The organism is Paraburkholderia pallida (assembly GCF_004524855.1).
Taxonomy (GTDB): Bacteria; Pseudomonadota; Gammaproteobacteria; order Burkholderiales; family Burkholderiaceae; genus Paraburkholderia; species Paraburkholderia oxyphila.
Genome location: NZ_CP038149.1, coordinates 1,505,249 through 1,523,228, shown reverse-complemented (window position 1 = coordinate 1,523,228; position 17,980 = coordinate 1,505,249). Strand labels below are relative to the sequence as shown.

Genomic DNA, 17,980 nt, shown 5'->3' with positions numbered 1-17,980 from the left:
CTACATGCACAGCCACCCGAGCACCAACAGGCCCGGCGTATTCGAAGCGATATGGAAAAGACTCGCATGCAGCCAAGGGGCGAACAGTACGCCCTGGAGGCCGCTTGGCGTCCGCGGCACTACACCATGTCGAGTCAGGTGCAGGAAGGGGAGGGCCGCCGAGACGAGAAACGTTACCCACATCGAGCCGACGAACAGTCCGAGCAACACGATGCGGGCCTTCAACGGGTCGAAGAGCGATGCGCGCCTGGCACCGGAGGGAGGGTCAAGGGCTAACATGCGTTATCTGGTGTCGACGCTGTAATTCCGGACACAGCATCACACTATAGACGGCTGAATCCACTGAGGATGCTGAAAGCAGCGCTGTAGCGTGCCGGCATGACTTGCGCTGAGCACGGCATGATACAAATCTCAGGCAGCTCCGAGGCGTGCGGTTTTGATTGTCGCCAGTCTGCTGCCAGCGAACGGGTCATTGCCCCAATCTACGCTGGCGCGCTTTCCTGACTCGAGTTCCGGAGTCCCGCCGATTGCAAAGTGCTCCAGCGATTGTCCGGCGCTGGTCGCCTGAAGCACCCACTGTGGAGTGTCGCCTTTGCCGTCCCAGGTGTTGCCACTGGCGTCGCGGTAACGTGCCGCTCGCGTTCTGGCCTGGTCTGCCGCGATTGACGCGGCTACATCGTCGGGTTCGATTCCCAATTCGGCCATTCTGCGACGCAGGTAGGCGACGATGCTGTCTCGTTTTCGTTCGTCCATCTAGTTGTGCTCCGCTCTGAATACCATTCTTGAGCAGATAGGTGCATGTCGTATGTGACCACGATAACACAACTTGAATCTGCATCCCCGGCTGCGGCTGTTGGAGCCGCAGCCGGGTGTCACGTGGTTAGCTTCTGCGAACGGATTGCTTGTGGTTGTGCAGCCCGTTCCTCCGCATGCTACTTCGCGGTGTTATGACCGACAATGCAACCGCCGACTGCTGACGCTTCCCGCCGACGCCTTCCGGTCCGCGGGTTTGTAACGCGATAAGATTGGATTTTGCGTGACTTATCGGCCTCCCACATGAAGCTCGACCCGGTGTCCCTCAATCTGTTCATCGCCGTAATCGAGGAAGGCAGCATTGCAGCCGCAGCTGAGCGAGAGCATATTGCTGCGCCAGCGATAAGCAAGCGCATAGCGGCACTTGAAGAGACGTTGCGCACCCAGCTCCTTACCCGTCGTCACAAAGGGGTCGAGCCCACCGCCGCCGGCTATGCGTTGTTGAACCTCTCGCGCCGGGCGGTCAATCTTCTCGATGACATCCATGCAGAGATGCTCGACTTCGCGTCGGGCGTCCGTGGGCAGGTTCGCGTCTTCTCCAACATCTCAGCCATTACCCAGTTTCTGCCGGACGACCTCGCAACATTTCTCGAGGCTCATCCGGCAGTCGAGATTCGCCTCGAAGAGAGAAACAGTCTCGTGACCGTGAGGTCAGTAGCAGAGAACGCTGCAGATGTTGGCATCTTTACCATCGACCCGCACGGCGAAAATGTTGAGACATTGCCCTACGAGGAAGATGAGTTGAGCGTTATCGTTCGCCGCGACCACCCACTTGCGGGCCGAAAGAGCGTTCGCTTCGAGGAAACGCTTGCTTGGGATTTTGTGGGGCTGCGCACGGGCAGCGCGATTAACACCCAGCTCACGCAGACGGCGATTCGGCTTCAGAAGGACTTCCGTTTGCGTATTCAGGTCACGGGTTACGACGCGTTGTGCCTGATGGTGTCATCGGGACTGGGTATCGGCATCGCACCGAGGAATCTCACAAAGCTGTTCGTCAAGCGACTCGGTATCACGGAGGTTCCGCTTGCTGAGTCTTGGGCGAAGCGCAGACTTGGCATCGCAATCCGCAAACGCGAGAGTCTGTCGCCGGCAGCGGAGAGTCTCGTCGCGCACCTCCAGGCCCGAGCCGCCGCACGTCGCGCTTCGTGACTCTGGCCAGCCATAACGGTTCGTTACGGCTGGCTGGCAAATGGTTAATTCACGAAAGCGTCTCGCTTGCTCATCATTTGACCCATCGGCACCGCATCGGCGCCGCATCAAAATGGAGACAATTGATGAGCAAATCCACTTATCAAATCGCGTTGTTGCCTGGTGATGGCATCGGTCCCGAGGTCGTCGACGCGGCAGTCCGGGTGTTGCAGGCCGGGGTAGCCCGAGAAGGCATCGAGCTCGAACTGAAGACCTACGAAGCAGGCGCGGGATTGTACCAACGCACCGGCGAGTCGATGGCCGAAGCCGACGCGCAGGCGGTAGGCCGGGCCGATGCCGTCCTGCTCGGGGCAATGGGCCTTCCGACGGTGCGAAAGGCCGATGGCACCGAGATTGCCCCCCAAATCGACCTGCGTGAGCGTTACGGCCTCTTCGCGAGCCTGCGGCCGTGCGAGCTGTTCCCCGGCGTGCCCACCCGCGTCAAGGCGGAAAAGGTGAACATGCTGGTCATCCGCGAGACGACCGAAGGTCTGTTTGCCGGCCGGCATGACAAACAGGAGCCGAACGACGAAGCCGTTAGCGACCGGCTCACTATCACCCGCGTCACCAGCGAGAAGCTGTTCGAAGTCGCGTTCCAGCAGGCGAAGCAGCGCCGCGCTACGCACGGCACGCCCGGTCACGTGACGCTGCTGGACAAGTCCAACGTCTTGCGCAGCAACGCTTTCCTGCGCAAGGTGTTCGACGAAGTCGCCGAGCGTCATCCCGACGTCGAAACCGCACGACTTTATATCGACGCCGGTTCGATGATGTTCGTGACTAACCCGGAACGCTACGACGTCGTAGTGACCGAAAACGTCTTCGGGGACATCACTTCGGAAATCGCAGCCGGTGTCGTGGGGGGTCTCGGTGTCGCTCCGTCCGGCGACGTCAGTCTCAAGCATGGCATCTTCCAGCCGAGCCACGGTAGCGCTCCGGACATCGCCGGCAAGGGCGTAGCGAACCCGGTCGCGACCATTCTCTCGGCAGCCATGATGCTCGAGTGGCTCGCGCAGCAGCATGACGACGCGCGCTGCACAGAAGCCGCGACCGCTATCCGCCGCGCCACGGCCGCGATCTTGCAGGATGGTCCGCGTACGCCCGACCTCGGCGGCAAGGGCACGACCGAGAGCGTCACCGACGCTATCGTCACCGCCCTGAAGAACTGAGGAGCATCAAAATGGCAAAAGTAGCGATTGTTGGCTGCGGCGCCATGGGTTCTGTGTATGCGGGGCTCATGGTCAGCGCGGGACACGAGGTTCATGCGGTCTGCCTTTGGCCGGACCACGTGGCGGCGATGCAGGAAAAGGGATTGCGCGTCGAGGGCGCGAGTGGCGACCGGACAGTGCAGATTCACGCCAGCACGACGACGGACGGAATCGGCGAATGTGACCTGGTCATCATTGCCACCAAGGCTTTCGATGTCGAAGCTGCGGCTCGTGCATCGGAGCGACTGCTCGGACCGAAAACGGTCGTCCAGACCATCCAGAACGGCCTGGGCTCTGCGGAAAAGGCCGCAGCCATTCTCGGGCCGAACCGCATAGCGGTAGGCGTCGTCGGTGGGTTCGGGGCCTCGATCCGCGCGCCTGGTCATGCTCATCACAACGGCATGGAGATGATTCGGTTCGGCGCCTATCGAGGTCTGCCGGCCGAAGACCTCGAAGCATCGGCTGAGATCTGGCGCTCTGCAGGCTTCAAGGTAGCCATCTTCGAAGACCTCGAACAGATGGTCTGGGAAAAGCTGATTATGAACGTTGCATTCTCGGGAACGACTTGCGCAACGGGCATGACCATCGGCGAAGTGATGTCGAATCCTGATGCGTGGAGCGTTGCGCAGGGTGCCGCGCTCGAGGCCATCGCGGTAGCCAAAGCTGCCGGAGTACGCCTCGATGTGGGTGACCCCATCGAGCATATCCGCAAGCTGGGCAGCAAGATTCCGAACGCTCGCCCGTCGATGCTGCTCGACTACAACCTGCGTCGGCGCGGCGAAGTGGAGGCCATCAACGGGTCAATTTCGCGGGAAGGTCGCAAGTATGGCGTCCCTACGCCCGTCAACGATACCGTCGTGGCGATTATCAAAGCGCGCGAGGTCGGTTTTAAGGAATAGGCCGGTAGCTGCCGCTTTTCCGATTAGCTGAGCCTTGATTGACCGGGCCCACTCGGGTGTGAGCCTTGCGGAGTAGTCCTGCGCGAACACCTGGGTTGCCACACGACATAACAAGAAAAACAGGCACTCAGTTTCTTCGCGAGACGAGTCATCTTGCCGGCAGCACCTGCCGGAAAACACCTCATGGTCGCCACGTTATTCACGTAGGCGTGCCTGCCCTTTACCAGAGACATAAGGGGATGTTCATGCAAACCAACAAGGCATTGACTGGAGGCGCAGCAATGCGCGATGCCGAGTCAGCACTCATGCGGAAGGTCAAGCTTCGCATTATTCCGCTCATCGTCATTTGCTATCTATTCGCCTGGTTTGACCGGATCAACATTAGCTTCGCCAAGTTCCACTTGCAGAAGGAACTCGCACTGAGCGACACCGCATACGGACTCGGCGCGGCGCTCTTTGTCGTCGGCTACGTCGCGTGCGAGGTTCCGAGTAATCTGTTCCTCTATCGCGCCGGACCCAGGAAGTGGATCGCGCGCATCATGATTTCGTGGGGCATTGCGACAGCCTGCATGGTGTTCGTGAAGACCGAGTGGCAGTTCTACATCGCACGCTTCATTATCGGCGCGATGGAAGCCGGCTTCGCACCTGGCGTTCTGTATTACCTCTCGACCTGGTTTCCCGCGAAGCACCGTGGCCGCGTAAGCGGGTTGCTCTTCCTCGCGCTCGCGTTTTCCGGGATTCTCGGCGCGCCGCTTTCCGGATTCATACTCGGGCATTTCGAGGGGGTTGGCGGGATGGCAGCGTGGCACTGGGTGTTCCTCATTGGAGGCCTCCCTTGCGTGCTGCTTGGGTTGATCGTGCTCGTGCGTTTCGACGACAAGGTCGAAGACGCGCGCTGGCTGACGACAGAAGAGAAGAAGCTGTTGCGGTCCCAGCTCGATTCAGACGCCAGGAAGGCGGAAAGCCACTCCTTCCTTGGTGCGCTGAAGTCGAAAGCATTCCTGATTTTGGCACTCGCGTACTTCCTCGTGCAGATTGCGTCCTATGGCATGAATTTCTGGATGCCGCAGCTTATACGGTCCTCTGGGCTACGTGACGCAACAATGATTGGCTTGCTCACCGCGTTGCCTTATTTGTTCGGCGGAATCGGCATGCTTGTAGTGGGCAAGCTGGGGGACCGCACCGGTAATCGTCGAATCGTGTTCGCGTGCTGCCTTCTTCTGACGGCCGCGGGATTTTTGGGTGCCGGATTGTTCGCTCACGATACGTTCTTTCTCGTCATCTCGTTGATTGTGCTGGGCACGGGAATGCTGACGACCATTCCCGCATTCTGGACGCTGCCGCCCAAGGTCGTGACAGGCGCAGGTGCGGCTGGAGGAATCGCCCTGATTAACTCGATTGGCCAACTCGGCGGGATTGTGAGCCCAGTCATGGTTGGCCGCATCAGCGATATGACGGGAAGCACCACGCCTGCGCTCTATACGATTGTCGCGATGTGCGTTCTCTGTGCGGCTCTCGCTATCTGGGCTTTTCCCGCTCAACTTCGCGCAAAGGATGTCTGAAGGCGAGAGCAAGTGTCAATCATTCACTTCAACACGGCGAGTGGCAATGCAAACCGCGCTCTCCTGGTGTCCGGCTACGACTGGTTGCGCAAAGCATCCACAACGATGGAGAGTGCCTTTGAATACTCGCGGCGGCTTGCAAAGAAGATGTGCAAGCCCGGAAACGTGGGATACCAGTCGGGAAGCACCCAGCGAAGGCGCCCAGCCAAGACGTGTTGCCCGGCAAGGTCCTCGGGGACGAATGCCAGGCCAGCACCATCAATAGCGGCGTTCAGCATTTGGTACGCACCATTGAACGTGAACTGACCATCCACACGAACCTGCATGTTGCGTGAGCCCTTCTTCAATTCCCACGCGTACACCCCGCCCAATGTCGGCAGGCGTAGCTTGATGCAGTTGTGATTCAGCAAGTCCTTCGGGTGCTTCGGAGCAGGGTGCTTCGCAAGATACTCTGGTGACCCCACGATTGCGAGGCGCGCGTCCTGGCCTATCCGGACTGCAATCATGTCCTTGGCTACCTGGTCGCCCCATCGCACCCCGATGTCGAAGCGGTCGGCCACGATGTCCGTGAGGCCGTAGTCGACCACGAATTCCACCTTGATGTTCGGATACGCCGGAAGGACTTTCGATAGCCTTGGCCATAGGACCGTATCGATTGCGTAATCGGTGGCCGTAATCCGGATCGTGCCTGTGGGGTTGTCGCGCGTCTCAACCACGGCGGCGAGTTCGCTTTCGATTTCCTCGAAACGAGGAGCGACTGTTTGCATCAGGCGCTCGCCCGCGGCAGTCGGCGCCACGCTCCGGGTGGTACGGTTGAGGAGCTTGACCCCCATGCGCGCTTCCAATGCACGCATCGCGTGACTCAGCGCGCTTTGAGACATGCCTAGCCTGGCCGCGGCGCGCGTGAAGCTCCCTTCCTGCGCCACTGCAATGAAGGCCAGGAGGTCGGTGACGTTCTCGCGTAGCATTTATGCACCTCATTCATAGGTCCTTGCCAATTCTACTGGCTAGCCAGTCGTGGCGCAGACAGACAGAATGTTCCGTATCGCAAACCTTCGATGTCTATCGGGAGCACTATGTCCGGCAAACCTACCGCCGCGCGCCAGGCGTTTGGTGCAATTGCGCCAAAACTTGCTGAAATCAGTGATGAAGTCCTCTTCGGCGATGTCTGGGAGCGCCCGCAGCTGTCGAAACGAGACCGAAGCCTCGTGACCTGTGCGGCGCTTATCGCGCTAGGCAAGACGGAGCAAATGAACTACCACATGCCATTGGCAATCAGGAATGGCGTTACTCAGGACGAACTCGTCGAGATGACGACGCATCTTGCCTTTTACGCTGGATGGCCAAGCGCCATGTCGGCGGTGACGAAGCTCAAAGAGCTTTTCGCCGTCGCCAATGAATGAAAGCGGAACGCATCGAACGCAGCAGGTTGTGACAAGAAGTGGCGATGCGCTATGCTGCCTTGCAGACATCCGCGGGCTCCGCTGCCGAAGACCCGCGGACAAAGCATACGCACGACGCCTTTAGCTATCGACGCGTTGCTGAAGATGGGCAGGGTAACGGTCGCCCACGACCTTGATTGCGGCAAGCGCTGCCTCAATGGAGTTCAGTTCGTCGGTCGTCAGTGCAATCGCGTCGGCGCCGATATTCTCTTCGAGTCGCGCAATCTTTGTCGTGCCAGGAATCGGCACAATCCACGGCTTTTGCGCGAGCAGCCAGGCGATGGCGATTTGCGCTCGCGTTGCGCCTTTGTCGTTCGCAATGGTGCCGAGGACCTCGACAAGCTCCGCATTGGCCCTGCGGTTTTCCTCCGAGAAGCGCGGAACGACGTTACGGAAATCGCTCTTGTCGAAGGTCGTGTTCTCGTTGATTGCGCCGGTAAGGAAACCCTTGCCGAGCGGGCTAAATGGCACGAAGCCAATGCCAAGCTCCTCGAGCGTTGCGAATACCTTGTGCTCGGGTTCACGCCACCAGAGCGAGTATTCGCTTTGCAATGCGGCAACAGGCTGGACGGCGTGCGCGCGCCGAATCGTTTGCGCACCGGCTTCCGACATGCCGAAGTGCTTGACCTTGCCTTGCGCAATGAGGTCCTTCACCGTGCCGGCGACCTCTTCAATCGGCACGTTCGGGTCGACGCGATGCTGGTAGAGCAGGTCGATGCGGTCCGTTTTCAGGCGCTTGAGCGCGGCTTCAGTGACCGCGCGGATACGCTCGGGGCGGCTGTCGAGGCCCGCCATGGCTTCACCGTCCTTGAAGCCAAACTTGGTTGCGATGACGACCTGGTCGCGGAACGGGGCCACCGCTTCGCCGACGAGTTCTTCGTTCACGAATGGACCATACGCTTCGGCTGTGTCGAAGAACGTGACACCCCGTTCAAATGCCTTGCGGATCAGCTCGATGCCTGCGGACTTCTCCGTCGCCGGCCCGTAGCCGAAGCTCAGTCCCATGCAGCCGAGTCCAATCGCCGAGACTTCCAGACCCCTGTTGCCGAGTTGACGTGTTTTCATGCGCTTCTCCTGTGATGTGTCCGGCGGGAGCGTGCTGTCTTCATCACTCGAAAAATTCTTCCGCCGGCCTGAACGAGATGTAGTGTATTTTTCGGAGGCTGGCTCAACAATAGGCCTACAATTGCATGAACCTGTGAGCAGAATTCATCAATGCGCAAAGCTGGCCTTTCCGAACTCAATGCATTTGTCGCCATCGCCGAGCACGGCAGCTTTTCAGCGGCAGCCCGCGTTCTGGGACTCTCGCCGTCCGCTCTGAGCCACACCATGCGCGCGATGGAGGCCCGCCTCGATCTGCGGCTCTTCAATCGGACGACGCGCTCGGTCGCGTTGACGGAGGCGGGTGAGCGCCTGCTCAAGCGTGTTGCTCCTGCGCTGGCTGAGCTCGAGGGCGCCGTCGACGAGGTATCGACGGCTGGCAACAGGCCCTCGGGCACCGTACGAATCAGCGCGTCGGAGGCATCGGCCAGGCAACTCGTCAGACATGTGCTGCCGGATTTTCTTGCGACCTATCCGGAGATTCATATCGAGTTCGTGGTGGACACACGCCTAGTCGATATTGTGGCGGAAGGGTTCGATGCCGGCATACGCGTGCTCGAGGATGTGCCGCGCGACATGATTGCTGTGCGCTTCGGCAAGGACATGCGTTTCGTTGCAGTGGCTTCGCCGGATTACCTCGCGCGCCACGGCGTGCCGAAACAACCGCACGACTTGATGAAGCATCGTTGCATCCGCTTCCGGTTCGACAGCGGTACGTTGTATCGCTGGGATCTGACTCAGCGCGGAAAGACAGCCAGCATCGACGTCGATGGGCCGATGACGCTCGGCAATCTGAACCTGATGATTGAATCTGCCCTGGTGGGAATCGGCGTGGCCTGGGTGCCGGAAGAGCAGGTCGAAGACCACGTTGCGGCTGGCCGGCTCGTTAAAGTGTTGCCTGAATGGGGGCCGGTTTTTCCGGGGCTTTGCCTCTACTACCCGGCTAATCGCCACCAGCCCATTGCTCTGAAGCTCTTCGCAGACGCAGTCCGTGTCTGGGCTGAACGCGAGGGTGCACGCTCCGTCAAGGGCAAGGTGACGACGCGGCAGACGGCGGTCGCGAAATTGCCCAGGCGTTAAACACCGACCTAAAACTTCATGGGCAACGCAGCAGGTTGAAATCACGTCCTAGACTGATGTCATGGCCCCAGCCCGCGCCGCGACATCTCCAGCCCTTTCCCACTATCGAAAGAAGCGGGACTTTCTAGTCACGCCCGAACCGGCGCCATCGGCTTCGAGCCCTTCTGCCGATGACCAGAATTTGAGCTTCGTCGTGCAGAAGCATTGGGCCGGCCGGCTGCACTATGACTTTCGGCTCGAGCTCGATGGGGTGATGCTGTCCTGGGCCGTCCCGAAGGGGCCCTGTTACGACCCGAAGGAAAAGAGGATGGCCATCCATGTGGAGGACCATCCCGTCGAGTACTCGAGCTTCGAGGGCAAAATTCCGCCCGGTCAATATGGCGCCGGCACCGTGCTCGTATGGGACCGCGGAACGTGGGAGCCGGTCGGTGACCCGCAAGAAGGTTTGAAGGCCGGCAAGCTGGTATTCCGGCTTCACGGTGAAAAGCTCGCCGGCTTATGGGAGCTGGTACGCATAGCAAAGCCGGAAGACAAGCAAGACGCGTGGATGCTCTTCAAGAAGCGCGACGAGTGGGCGCGGCCACTGGCCGAATACGATGTCATCAAGGCGCTACCCGACAGCGTAGTGACCCGCCCGCTCGGGCACGTGGAGGAGCGCGAACCTAAAGCGCCCCGGCGCGAGCGCAGTGACGACACCGAAATTGACCTGTCTGCGGCCGTGTCGGCGCCACTCCCCGCCAAGCTCGAGCCACAACTCGCGACGCTGGCGACTTCGCTCCCGACAAGCGGCGACTGGATAGCCGAGGCCAAGCTCGATGGGTATCGCCTGCTTGCCCGTGTCGACAAGGGGCGAGCGCGGCTCATGACGAGAGGCGGGCAGGACTGGACAAAGAAGTTAAAGGGTCTCGCGGCAGAGGTCGAAAAGCTTCCGGTTGAGAACGCCTGGCTGGATGGTGAAATCGCCGTGCTGAAAGATGGCCTGCCGAATTTCGCTGCACTGCAGGATGCGATCGACGCGGCGGCGAATCGGGACATCGTCTATTTCCTCTTTGACCTGCCATACGTCGACGGCAAGGACTTCCGGCGGGTGCCGTTGTGGGCGCGGCGTGCGCGGCTTTCGCGGCTGCTCGAAAACGCGGGCGACAGGATTCGCTTCAGTCAGGATTTTGCGGCGCCGCCGGCCCAGGTATTCGAAGCCGCCGCGGGCTTGGGCCTTGAAGGCCTCATGCTCAAGCGCCGCGACGCGCCCTATGAAGCGGGCAGGACACAGACGTGGTTAAAGGCGAAATGCCGGTTGCGGCAGGAATTCGTCATTTGCGGCTTCACCGCTCGGGCAGACAAGGACGGTGAAATTGGCAGCATGCTGCTCGGATACTACGCGGGCGACAAACTTCACGACGCCGGCAGCGTGGGGACCGGCTGGGACGCACGTGCGGCCCGGGACCTATGGGCGCGCCTCGCTCCGCTAGAAGCCGATGCGGAACCATTTGATGTCACCGTCGCCAGGCAACGCCGGTGGTCACGGCGCGCGGCCGGTAGTGAACGCTGGGTTCGCCCCGAGCTTGTCGCGGAGGTCGAGTTCGCGGATTGGACCGCGGATGGCCTGATCCGACAAGCGTCGTTCAAGGGACTGCGCACCGATAAACCCGCGAGCCGTGTCGTCCGGGAAGGGGGTAAGACGCAGGTGCCGAGCCCTCAGCCGCGCCTGAAGATCACCCACCCGGAGCGGGTCGTTGACCCATCGACCGGCATCACGAAGGCCGACCTTGTGCACTACTACGCGAGTGTCGCGGAGTGGATGCTGCCCCACCTGCAGGCCCGGCCACTCGCAATGGTCCGTGCGCCCGAGGGCCTCGCGGGCGAGCTCTTTTTCCAGAAGCATGCCGACAGGACGGGCATGCCGGGCCTGACGGCCCACGACCGGGCGCTTTGGCCGAGGCATCCGCCGTTGCTAACCGTCGATACGACCGATGCACTGCTGTCGGCAGCGCAAATGAATGTCGTCGAGTTCCACACATGGAATTCGACGGTGCGAAAACTCGATAAGCCTGACCGGGTCATTTTCGACCTTGACCCCGGCGAGGACGTGAAATGGGGGCGCGTTCAGGAGGCGGCACTTCTCGTTCAAACGCTGTTGTCGGAACTGGGCCTGGACGCGTGGTTGAAGACGAGTGGCGGGAAAGGTTTGCACGTCGTCGTGCCGCTGACGCCACGCCTTGACTACGCATCGGTCAAGGCATTTTCGCAGGCATTCGTCAGGCATCTCGCGAAGACCATTCCGGAACGCTTTTCGGCGACCACCGGGGCTGCGAACCGCATTGGCAAGGTCTACGTCGATTATCTGCGCAACGGCATGGGGCAGACGACTGCAGCAGCATTTTCCGCACGGGCGAGGCCAGATATGGGGGTGTCGATGCCGGTCTCGTGGGACCAACTGACCGAGCTGAAAAGTGGCGCGCAGTGGACGGTGCAGACGGCGCGCGAGTACCTCAGTTTCCAGACGCAGGACCCGTGGGCGGCGTATTGGTCGGCGGCCCAGTCGTTGGCTTCAGCGATAAAGCGCCTAAAATGAAAACTCCGCTGGTCGGCGGCGGCAGGTGCTTTGTGGGAGCGACGCGCTGACCGCGCACTTGTGCGAGGAGAAGTCCATGGCTGCCCGCTCAATCGCCTCCCTGTCGCTTTCTTTCGGGCTCGTTTCGATTCCTGTGAAGCTTTACACGGCGACCGAAAGCTCGTCTGACGTCAGGTTCCACATGCTCGCGCCCGACGGCTCCCGTGTGAAGCAGCAGTACGTCTCCGAGAAAACGGGCGAGGTCGTTGAGCGCTCGAGTATGAACAAGGGCTATGAGTTCGAGAAAGACAAGTTCGTGGTTTTTACTGGCGACGAACTCAAAGCCCTGGAGGAGGGCGCGAGCCATGTGGTTGAGATACTGGCCTTCATTCCGGAGAAGGCAATCGACCCGGTTTACTACGACAAGGCGTATTACATCGCGCCCGACAAGCGCGGCGGCAAGCCCTATAGTTTGCTGCAGCAGGCGCTGGCCAAAAGCGGCCGCTGTGCGCTGGCCCAATGGGCATCCAAAGGAAAGACGCGAATCGTTCAGGTGCGACCTGAAGAAGACGGGCTCGTTTTCCAGCAGCTGCTCTACGCAGACGAGGTCCGCTCGCTGAAGGAGCTGAATATCGAACACGTTCAGGTGTCCGAAACCGAGATGAAACTCGCACTTCAGATTATCGAGCAGGGCGCTGAAGACCATTACGAGCCGGCCGCGTACGAGGACGAAGAGAAGAAGCGCATCCTCGCCGCCATCGACGAGAAGATTGAAGGCAAGCAGGTCGTGACTCACGAGCCTGCGGAAGCAACGGCGGGCGGAGGGCAGGTCATTGATTTGATGGAAGCCTTGCGCGCCAGCCTGAAGGGCGACGCAAAGGCGAAGCCCGCGTCGGCACCGAAGCGAAAGAGCGCGGAACCCGTCACGGAGATTCCGGTGGCGCCGAAGACGCGCAAGCCGGCGACGCGCGCAACCAAAACGCCCACTGAAGCGCCCGCAAAGGTCCGGGCCCACAAGTGACGTCACAAGGCGCAGCGCGCGAGATTTCGATGCGCGAGTTGCAAGCCATGCTGGGGGTCTCCCGTAGCGTGGTTTCTGGCCTGATCGCTGCGGGATTCGTGAGGCCGTCGCGCGGACCGCGCAACGCATATCGATTCACGTTTCAGGACGTCGTGCTAATGCGTACGGCGTTGCAGTTGCGCGATGCCCATATATCGCCGCGCAAAATCCTCAAGGCGCTCTCGCGCCTGAGAGATGAGTTGCCCGATGAGTTGCCGCTTACCGGTATTCGCGTGTCGGCGGTCGGCAATGATGTGGCGGTGCGAACGGGTCCTGCGCAATGGGACGCTGTTACGGGCCAGTTGTTACTGGATTTCGAAGTCACCGAAATCAAGGGCGATGTCGTGTTTCTCGACTCCGCGCCCGCGCAGAACAACCTGGCGCACCAGGCGCACGAGTGGTACGACCTGGGCGAGCAGCTCAGAACATCCGACGTGAGTGGCGCGGAACGGGCATACAGGAAGGCTATAGCGATGTCGCCGCAGCCCTTCTATGCAGCCTACGTGGACCTGGGCGCGTTGCTGTGCGAGCTTGAAGCGCGCTGTGCCGATGCGCTGCACGTGTTCGACGAGGCTCTCGAGCACTTTCCGGAGGATGCCGTCATTCACTTCAACCGGGCTATTGCGTTTGAAGAACTCGGCCAATTCAACGACGCTGAGACGAGCTATAGACGCTGCCTGGACCTTGACCCCTCGTACGCCGATGCCCACCACAATCTGGCCATCCTGCTTGAAAAGCGGGGTGATTCACAGGGTCTGGTGCGCCACCTGAATGCCTATCGCAGACTGACCACCTGACACGCTCGTTGTCGGCCGCGCCAGGATACCGGCGGTCAAACGCGGCGCTCTGGGACGAACTGCACCCTTTTTGAGGTTTCCGGCAGTTCTCCAATCAATATGGCTAGCGAAGAATTCGGCTTCGATCCATGCAAGCCGGAATTTCCTGTTGCGCTTCGATGGGGCGCATTTCGCATGAAGGGTACTGAGGGACAAGGAAGGCCGGTCGCCATTGGGGCATCTGTCTTGCCGGATCGGTTGTGCGTGCAACGAATATTCGGGTTCTGTGTGAGCGTCGCGTGCTCAATCCAAAGCGTATATCGGCGGAAGGGTAAACCCCCTGCCGTTTTGGCCAAAGTTTTAATTCTGACGCGCGAAACTCGCTCCTATAATGACCATTAGAAGAACGTTGATTCATATGTGGAACACATCAGAGGTGTCGGATGCTTTGGTTTTCCAGGCTTGAGACAAATTCCGAAGCGCTCGCCAGCGGCAGTGAGGGGCGTCAAGTGGAATATGCAATTGAGTTTCGCCATGTGACCCGCCGTTTCCCGGCGAAGCATGGGAAGACGACGATGACGGCAGTCAACGACGTATCGCTCGCCATCCGCACAGGCGAGGTCGTATCTCTGATTGGTCCCAGTGGCTGTGGCAAGAGCACGCTGCTCAACATGGGTGCGGGCTTGTATGCGCCGAGCGAAGGCGAGGTCTTCGTCGCGGGGCGGCGCGTAAGCGGGCCATCGCAGCAAGTCGCGTTCATGTTGCAGAAGGACCTGCTCATGGCGTGGCGCACGATTGCGCAGAACGTGGAGCTGGGGATGCAGATTCGCGGCGTGCCGGCGTCGATGCGCCTCACGCGCGCGTTCGATCTGCTCGAACGCTGCCATCTCAAAGGCTTTGAGGCGCACTACCCGCACCAGCTATCGGGCGGCATGCGCCAGCGCGCGGCGCTTGCCCGCACGCTGGCGGTCGAGCCCGATGTATTGCTGATGGACGAGCCCTTCTCCGCGCTTGACGCGCAAACGAAGATGGTCCTCCAGCAAGACCTCGCCCAGATGCTGGCGGCTGAAGGCAAGACGGCGCTGCTTATCACGCATGACCTTGCCGAAGCCATCGCGCTGTCCGATCGCGTGTTCGTCATGAGCGAGCGGCCCGGCACGATCATCGAGGAAATTGTGGTTGATCTGCCGATGCGCAATAACCCGCTCGAGCGCCGCAAGCTGGCGGCCATGAACGATTACGTGGCGCGTCTCATGGAACTGCTCAAGGTGGGACGCGAAGAGCACATTGGCTAATGTCGGCCGTATTCCTGGTCCGGCCGCGTGCGGCCCCTCAAACAGACAGAAAACAATCATGATCCTCAAGTTAAAGATGGCGCTCGGCAGCCTGCTGCTGTTCGTGCTCTTCCTGATCGTTTGGCAATGGGGGCCCACTGCGCTGGGCATTCCCGAATTCGTTTTGCCGCGCCTGTCGTCGACCTTCGGCGAAGCGCTGCGGATGTTCGACACGGAGAGCCTCATGATGCACGCCGGCGTGACCGCGCTGGAGGTGATCGCGGGATTCGTGCTGGGCTCGGCGCTCGGCGTGACGATCGGCGTGTTGCTGGGGCTCTCGCCTGCGACGGAAACCGTTCTCTCTCCGTATATCCTCGCGCTGCAGATTGCGCCGAAGGTGGCTTTCGCACCGCTCTTCGTGATGTGGATGGGCTACACGGTCTATCCGAAGATCGTCGTGGCGATTCTGATCGTGTTCTTTCCCGTGATGATCAATGTGCTCGGCGCGGTGCGCACGGTCGATCCCGATATGGTCAATCTCGTGCGGGCGATGTGCGGATCGCGGTGGCAAGTGTTTCGTCTCGTTGAGTTTCCTTCGGCGATGCAGGCGCTCTTTGCCGGTCTGCGCATTGCCTCGACGCTTGCCGTGATCGGCGTAACGGTGGGCGAGCTCGTCGGCGGCGACAAGGGACTGGGCTATCTGCTCGTGTACGGCGAAGGGCAGGGCAATACCGCGATGGTCTTCGTATCGATCGTGGCGCTCACGCTCATTGGCGTGCTCGCCTATGCCGTCGTGGTGTGGCTCGAGAAGCGTGTACTGCACTATCTGCCGCGCGCCAGCATGCGCACTGTTTGAGGGGGCTCATGGGCAGTCGAGACTTGAATCGGCAGGGGAGAGGCGGGTGAAGCGTGAAAAATCAGGTCACCAATGACTTCGTGGAGTGATATGGACCAGACACAATCAGCGGCGCCCGCGGCCGGCGCCGAGACGATGCTGTTGACGATATTTTTGCGGCACGATCAATCGAACAATCTGGACGCGTTTCAGTCGCGTCTGAAAGAGGTGGACTGGTGGGAGCGTTTTCCGCCTGAGGGCGCCCGCGTGGTGTCCTGGACGGTGGCGATGGGCTTTGGCCAGATCGTCACGCTCGAATTGCCGCCGGCTTTGCTACCGATCGTGAACGTCGAACTCGAGCGTTCGGCGTGGGGTGTTTTTCGTACCGAGTGTTATCCGACATATGACTTCGTACCCGTGCGCGAACGCATTCGCGAACGGGTGCGCCAGGGAGGGCAGTAATGGAGAGTTATCTCGAACCACATCAGGCGCGCCGGCGCGAGCCGACGCAATACGAAAGCCTGCTCGGCGACGCCATCGAGCGTGCGTACGCGCTGGGCTTCGACGATCTCGGCGCCCTCGTGCGCTACCTGAACGAGACGGGACCCGGGCCGCAGGACGGCATGGAGTGGACCGAGTCGGTCTTCGAAAAAGAAATGGCGCGACTGGCGGCCGACTGAGCCGCGGGCAGCGTTGAACGGAAGGTACTCATCATGAGCATTCAAGAGCAACAGACAGCCGAGACCGTCCTGCGCGACGGTTTGAAGAACCTCTGGTATCCGATCTGCCCGTCGGGCTTCGTCGGCAGGAATCCCGTTTCGATGCGCCGCCTGGGCAAGAAGCTCGTGCTGTGGCGCGACACTGACGGCAAGGTGCATGCGCTGGAAGACCATTGTCCGCACCGCGGCGCGCCGCTTTCGAAGGGCATCGTGCTGGGCGATCGCATTGCGTGTGGCTATCACGGCGTGCAGATTCGCGCCGATGGCGTGGTGACGAGCGTGCCCGGCAGTCCGGGCTGCAAGCTGGAAGGCTCGCGCGCTGTGCATGCGTTCCACACGACCGAAGCGAACGGGGCGATCTGGCTCTACAACGCCGAGTGCAACATCGAAGAAGCGCCGCCGCTGCGGCTGCCTGAAGCGCTGACGTCCGACGCGTACTCGTCGTTCTTGTGCTACACGGAGTGGAAGGGCGACTACCGCTACGTCCTCGACAATGTGATGGACCCGATGCACGGGACCTATCTGCACAAGCAGTCGCATTCGATGGCGCTGGGCAATCAGGCTGCGAGCTTCCGCGTGCGCGACACCGAAACGGGCTTCGTGTTCGAGAAGGAAGGGCAGCGCGACGTGAATTTCGACTGGACCGAATGGGCCGATACGGGCATGCACTGGATGCGCCTCGAAATTCCGTATCCGAAGACGGGTGGCCCCGGTGGCAACTTCATCATCATCGGCAGCTACACGCCGATCACTTCGGAGCTGGCCGCGGTGTTCCACTGGCGTTGCCGCAGACTACAGGGCTGGCAGCGCGATACGTGGCGCTTCCTGTACAAGAACCGCCTCGAAGCGCGCCATTGGGCGGTGCTGGAGCAGGACCGCGAGATGCTGGAAGACATGGAGCCGGACGCCAACCGTCGCGAGCATCTCTATCAGCACGATATGGGCATCGTCAAACTGCGCCGCCACCTGAAGGGACTGGCCCAGGCGCAACTCGACAAGGCGGCACAATGAACAGCGTGAACGAGATGGCGGCCAGGGCCGAACGCATCGTTGCGCCTACGGTGGCGGACCTGCCGCAGGCCACGTGGACCAATGGCATTCGCATCGGCGACGAACTCATCCTGTCGGGCATGACGGCGCATCCGAAATCGGCCGACCCCGCGAACCCGCTCTCGACGTATGAGCAGACGCTCGTGGTCCTCGGCAAGATTCGCGCGCTGGTGGAAGCGGCGGGCGGGTCGATTGCGAGCATCACGAAGCTGACCGTGTACGTGACCGACATCGCGGACAAGGACCCGGTGGGGCGCGCCCGCCGCGACTTCTTCGCGGAGCTGGGTGCGTATCCGGCCTCGACGCTCGTTGCCGTTGCCGGGCTCGTGTTCCCGGAGCTGACCGTCGAGATCGATGCGACCGCGAGGCTCGATTTCGATCTCAGGCACATTCGTGCGGCCCAGTAGCACCGCACCGTTTCTCAC

Annotated in this window: 19 protein-coding genes; 15 read left to right on the top strand and 4 right to left on the bottom strand. The window is 60.9% G+C overall.

What is annotated here, in order from left to right; translation table 11 throughout:
- Positions 1-279, bottom strand: a complete 279-nt coding sequence (locus E1956_RS46925) for a hypothetical protein (RefSeq protein ID WP_232071508.1) — start codon at positions 277-279, stop codon at positions 1-3.
- Positions 280-411: 132 nt separating this feature from the next.
- On the bottom strand, positions 412-753 hold the full coding sequence (locus E1956_RS21945; RefSeq protein WP_134752879.1) for an H-NS histone family protein: 342 nt from the start codon (positions 751-753) through the stop codon (positions 412-414).
- A gap of 303 nt (positions 754-1,056) precedes the next feature.
- On the opposite strand from E1956_RS21945, the gene E1956_RS21940 reads away from it, so the two are divergent.
- The 4 genes from E1956_RS21940 (at position 1,057) to E1956_RS21925 (ending at position 5,667) form a co-directional block, all read left to right on the top strand.
- The gene (locus E1956_RS21940; RefSeq protein WP_134752877.1) at positions 1,057-1,962 is read left to right on the top strand and encodes a LysR family transcriptional regulator; all 906 of its coding nucleotides are present in this window, start codon (positions 1,057-1,059) and stop codon (positions 1,960-1,962) included.
- A 125-nt stretch (positions 1,963-2,087) separates the two neighbouring features.
- Positions 2,088-3,167 carry an isocitrate/isopropylmalate dehydrogenase family protein gene (locus E1956_RS21935; RefSeq protein ID WP_134752875.1) on the top strand — a complete coding sequence of 360 codons (1,080 nt, stop codon included), beginning with the start codon at positions 2,088-2,090 and terminating at the stop codon, positions 3,165-3,167.
- Positions 3,168-3,178: 11 nt separating this feature from the next.
- Positions 3,179-4,105, top strand: coding sequence for a ketopantoate reductase family protein (locus tag E1956_RS21930; protein WP_134752873.1), 927 nt, complete (start codon positions 3,179-3,181; stop codon positions 4,103-4,105).
- A 245-nt stretch (positions 4,106-4,350) separates the two neighbouring features.
- Complete coding sequence (locus tag E1956_RS21925) at positions 4,351-5,667, top strand: MFS transporter (RefSeq protein WP_134752871.1); 1,317 nt, start codon at positions 4,351-4,353, stop codon at positions 5,665-5,667.
- 74 nt (positions 5,668-5,741) lie between these two features.
- Here the strand turns inward: E1956_RS21925 and E1956_RS21920 are convergent, their stop codons facing one another.
- Positions 5,742-6,635 carry a LysR family transcriptional regulator gene (locus E1956_RS21920; RefSeq protein WP_134752869.1) on the bottom strand — a complete coding sequence of 298 codons (894 nt, stop codon included), beginning with the start codon at positions 6,633-6,635 and terminating at the stop codon, positions 5,742-5,744.
- A 108-nt stretch (positions 6,636-6,743) separates the two neighbouring features.
- Between E1956_RS21920 and E1956_RS21915 the strand changes: the two genes are divergently transcribed.
- Positions 6,744-7,070 carry a carboxymuconolactone decarboxylase family protein gene (locus E1956_RS21915; protein ID WP_134752867.1) on the top strand — a complete coding sequence of 109 codons (327 nt, stop codon included), beginning with the start codon at positions 6,744-6,746 and terminating at the stop codon, positions 7,068-7,070.
- Between the two features lie 120 nt (positions 7,071-7,190).
- Here E1956_RS21915 and E1956_RS21910 read toward each other — a convergent pair whose 3' ends face one another.
- Positions 7,191-8,174 carry an aldo/keto reductase gene (locus E1956_RS21910; protein ID WP_134752865.1) on the bottom strand — a complete coding sequence of 328 codons (984 nt, stop codon included), beginning with the start codon at positions 8,172-8,174 and terminating at the stop codon, positions 7,191-7,193.
- Positions 8,175-8,324: 150 nt separating this feature from the next.
- On the opposite strand from E1956_RS21910, the gene E1956_RS21905 reads away from it, so the two are divergent.
- From E1956_RS21905 to E1956_RS21860, 10 genes are all read left to right on the top strand, one after another.
- Positions 8,325-9,290: a LysR family transcriptional regulator gene (locus E1956_RS21905; RefSeq protein ID WP_134752863.1), complete on the top strand. Its 966-nt coding sequence runs from the start codon at positions 8,325-8,327 to the stop codon at positions 9,288-9,290.
- Positions 9,291-9,351: 61 nt separating this feature from the next.
- Positions 9,352-11,862, top strand: coding sequence for a DNA ligase D (gene ligD / locus E1956_RS21900; protein ID WP_134752861.1), 2,511 nt, complete (start codon positions 9,352-9,354; stop codon positions 11,860-11,862).
- Between the two features lie 76 nt (positions 11,863-11,938).
- On the top strand, positions 11,939-12,862 hold the full coding sequence (gene ku, locus E1956_RS21895) for a non-homologous end joining protein Ku (RefSeq protein ID WP_134752859.1): 924 nt from the start codon (positions 11,939-11,941) through the stop codon (positions 12,860-12,862).
- A 29-nt stretch (positions 12,863-12,891) separates the two neighbouring features.
- Positions 12,892-13,698 (top strand): tetratricopeptide repeat protein, encoded by an 807-nt coding sequence (locus E1956_RS21890; protein WP_197732849.1) that lies wholly within the window; start codon positions 12,892-12,894, stop codon positions 13,696-13,698.
- A gap of 554 nt (positions 13,699-14,252) precedes the next feature.
- Positions 14,253-14,972, top strand: a complete 720-nt coding sequence (locus E1956_RS21885; RefSeq protein WP_197732848.1) for an ABC transporter ATP-binding protein — start codon at positions 14,253-14,255, stop codon at positions 14,970-14,972.
- Positions 14,973-15,030: 58 nt separating this feature from the next.
- Entirely contained in the window at positions 15,031-15,807 is a 777-nt protein-coding gene (locus E1956_RS21880; protein WP_134752853.1) for an ABC transporter permease, read from the top strand.
- 90 nt (positions 15,808-15,897) lie between these two features.
- Entirely contained in the window at positions 15,898-16,248 is a 351-nt protein-coding gene (locus E1956_RS21875) for a hypothetical protein (RefSeq protein WP_134752851.1), read from the top strand.
- The gene (locus E1956_RS21870; RefSeq protein WP_134752849.1) at positions 16,248-16,466 is read left to right on the top strand and encodes a recombinase-like helix-turn-helix domain-containing protein; all 219 of its coding nucleotides are present in this window, start codon (positions 16,248-16,250) and stop codon (positions 16,464-16,466) included. Before E1956_RS21875 ends, E1956_RS21870 begins: the two co-directional genes overlap by 1 nt.
- 33 nt (positions 16,467-16,499) lie before the next feature.
- Positions 16,500-17,516, top strand: a complete 1,017-nt coding sequence (locus E1956_RS21865) for an aromatic ring-hydroxylating oxygenase subunit alpha (protein ID WP_134752847.1) — start codon at positions 16,500-16,502, stop codon at positions 17,514-17,516.
- Positions 17,513-17,962, top strand: a complete 450-nt coding sequence (locus tag E1956_RS21860; protein ID WP_232071506.1) for a RidA family protein — start codon at positions 17,513-17,515, stop codon at positions 17,960-17,962. Before E1956_RS21865 ends, E1956_RS21860 begins: the two co-directional genes overlap by 4 nt.
- Positions 17,963-17,980 lie beyond the last annotated feature (18 nt).

Excerpts from the sequence above, each read along its gene's own strand:
- ku (WP_134752859.1), top strand. The coding sequence starts at position 11,939 with ATGGCTGCCCGCTCAATCGCCTCCCTGTCGCTTTCTTTCGGGCTCGTT.
- E1956_RS21940 (WP_134752877.1), top strand. The coding sequence starts at position 1,057 with ATGAAGCTCGACCCGGTGTCCCTCAATCTGTTCATCGCCGTAATCGAG.
- E1956_RS21920 (WP_134752869.1), bottom strand. The coding sequence starts at position 6,635 with ATGCTACGCGAGAACGTCACCGACCTCCTGGCCTTCATTGCAGTGGCG.
- E1956_RS21915 (WP_134752867.1), top strand. The coding sequence starts at position 6,744 with ATGTCCGGCAAACCTACCGCCGCGCGCCAGGCGTTTGGTGCAATTGCG.
- E1956_RS21890 (WP_197732849.1), top strand. The coding sequence starts at position 12,892 with ATGCGCGAGTTGCAAGCCATGCTGGGGGTCTCCCGTAGCGTGGTTTCT.
- ligD (WP_134752861.1), top strand. The coding sequence starts at position 9,352 with ATGGCCCCAGCCCGCGCCGCGACATCTCCAGCCCTTTCCCACTATCGA.
- E1956_RS21905 (WP_134752863.1), top strand. The coding sequence starts at position 8,325 with ATGCGCAAAGCTGGCCTTTCCGAACTCAATGCATTTGTCGCCATCGCC.
- E1956_RS21930 (WP_134752873.1), top strand. The coding sequence starts at position 3,179 with ATGGCAAAAGTAGCGATTGTTGGCTGCGGCGCCATGGGTTCTGTGTAT.
- E1956_RS21865 (WP_134752847.1), top strand. The coding sequence starts at position 16,500 with ATGAGCATTCAAGAGCAACAGACAGCCGAGACCGTCCTGCGCGACGGT.
- E1956_RS21925 (WP_134752871.1), top strand. The coding sequence starts at position 4,351 with ATGCAAACCAACAAGGCATTGACTGGAGGCGCAGCAATGCGCGATGCC.
- E1956_RS21860 (WP_232071506.1), top strand. The coding sequence starts at position 17,513 with ATGAACAGCGTGAACGAGATGGCGGCCAGGGCCGAACGCATCGTTGCG.
- E1956_RS21910 (WP_134752865.1), bottom strand. The coding sequence starts at position 8,174 with ATGAAAACACGTCAACTCGGCAACAGGGGTCTGGAAGTCTCGGCGATT.
- E1956_RS21935 (WP_134752875.1), top strand. The coding sequence starts at position 2,088 with ATGAGCAAATCCACTTATCAAATCGCGTTGTTGCCTGGTGATGGCATC.
- E1956_RS21945 (WP_134752879.1), bottom strand. The coding sequence starts at position 753 with ATGGACGAACGAAAACGAGACAGCATCGTCGCCTACCTGCGTCGCAGA.
- E1956_RS21885 (WP_197732848.1), top strand. The coding sequence starts at position 14,253 with ATGACGGCAGTCAACGACGTATCGCTCGCCATCCGCACAGGCGAGGTC.
- E1956_RS46925 (WP_232071508.1), bottom strand. The coding sequence starts at position 279 with ATGTTAGCCCTTGACCCTCCCTCCGGTGCCAGGCGCGCATCGCTCTTC.
- E1956_RS21870 (WP_134752849.1), top strand. The coding sequence starts at position 16,248 with ATGGAGAGTTATCTCGAACCACATCAGGCGCGCCGGCGCGAGCCGACG.
- E1956_RS21880 (WP_134752853.1), top strand. The coding sequence starts at position 15,031 with ATGATCCTCAAGTTAAAGATGGCGCTCGGCAGCCTGCTGCTGTTCGTG.
- E1956_RS21875 (WP_134752851.1), top strand. The coding sequence starts at position 15,898 with ATGGACCAGACACAATCAGCGGCGCCCGCGGCCGGCGCCGAGACGATG.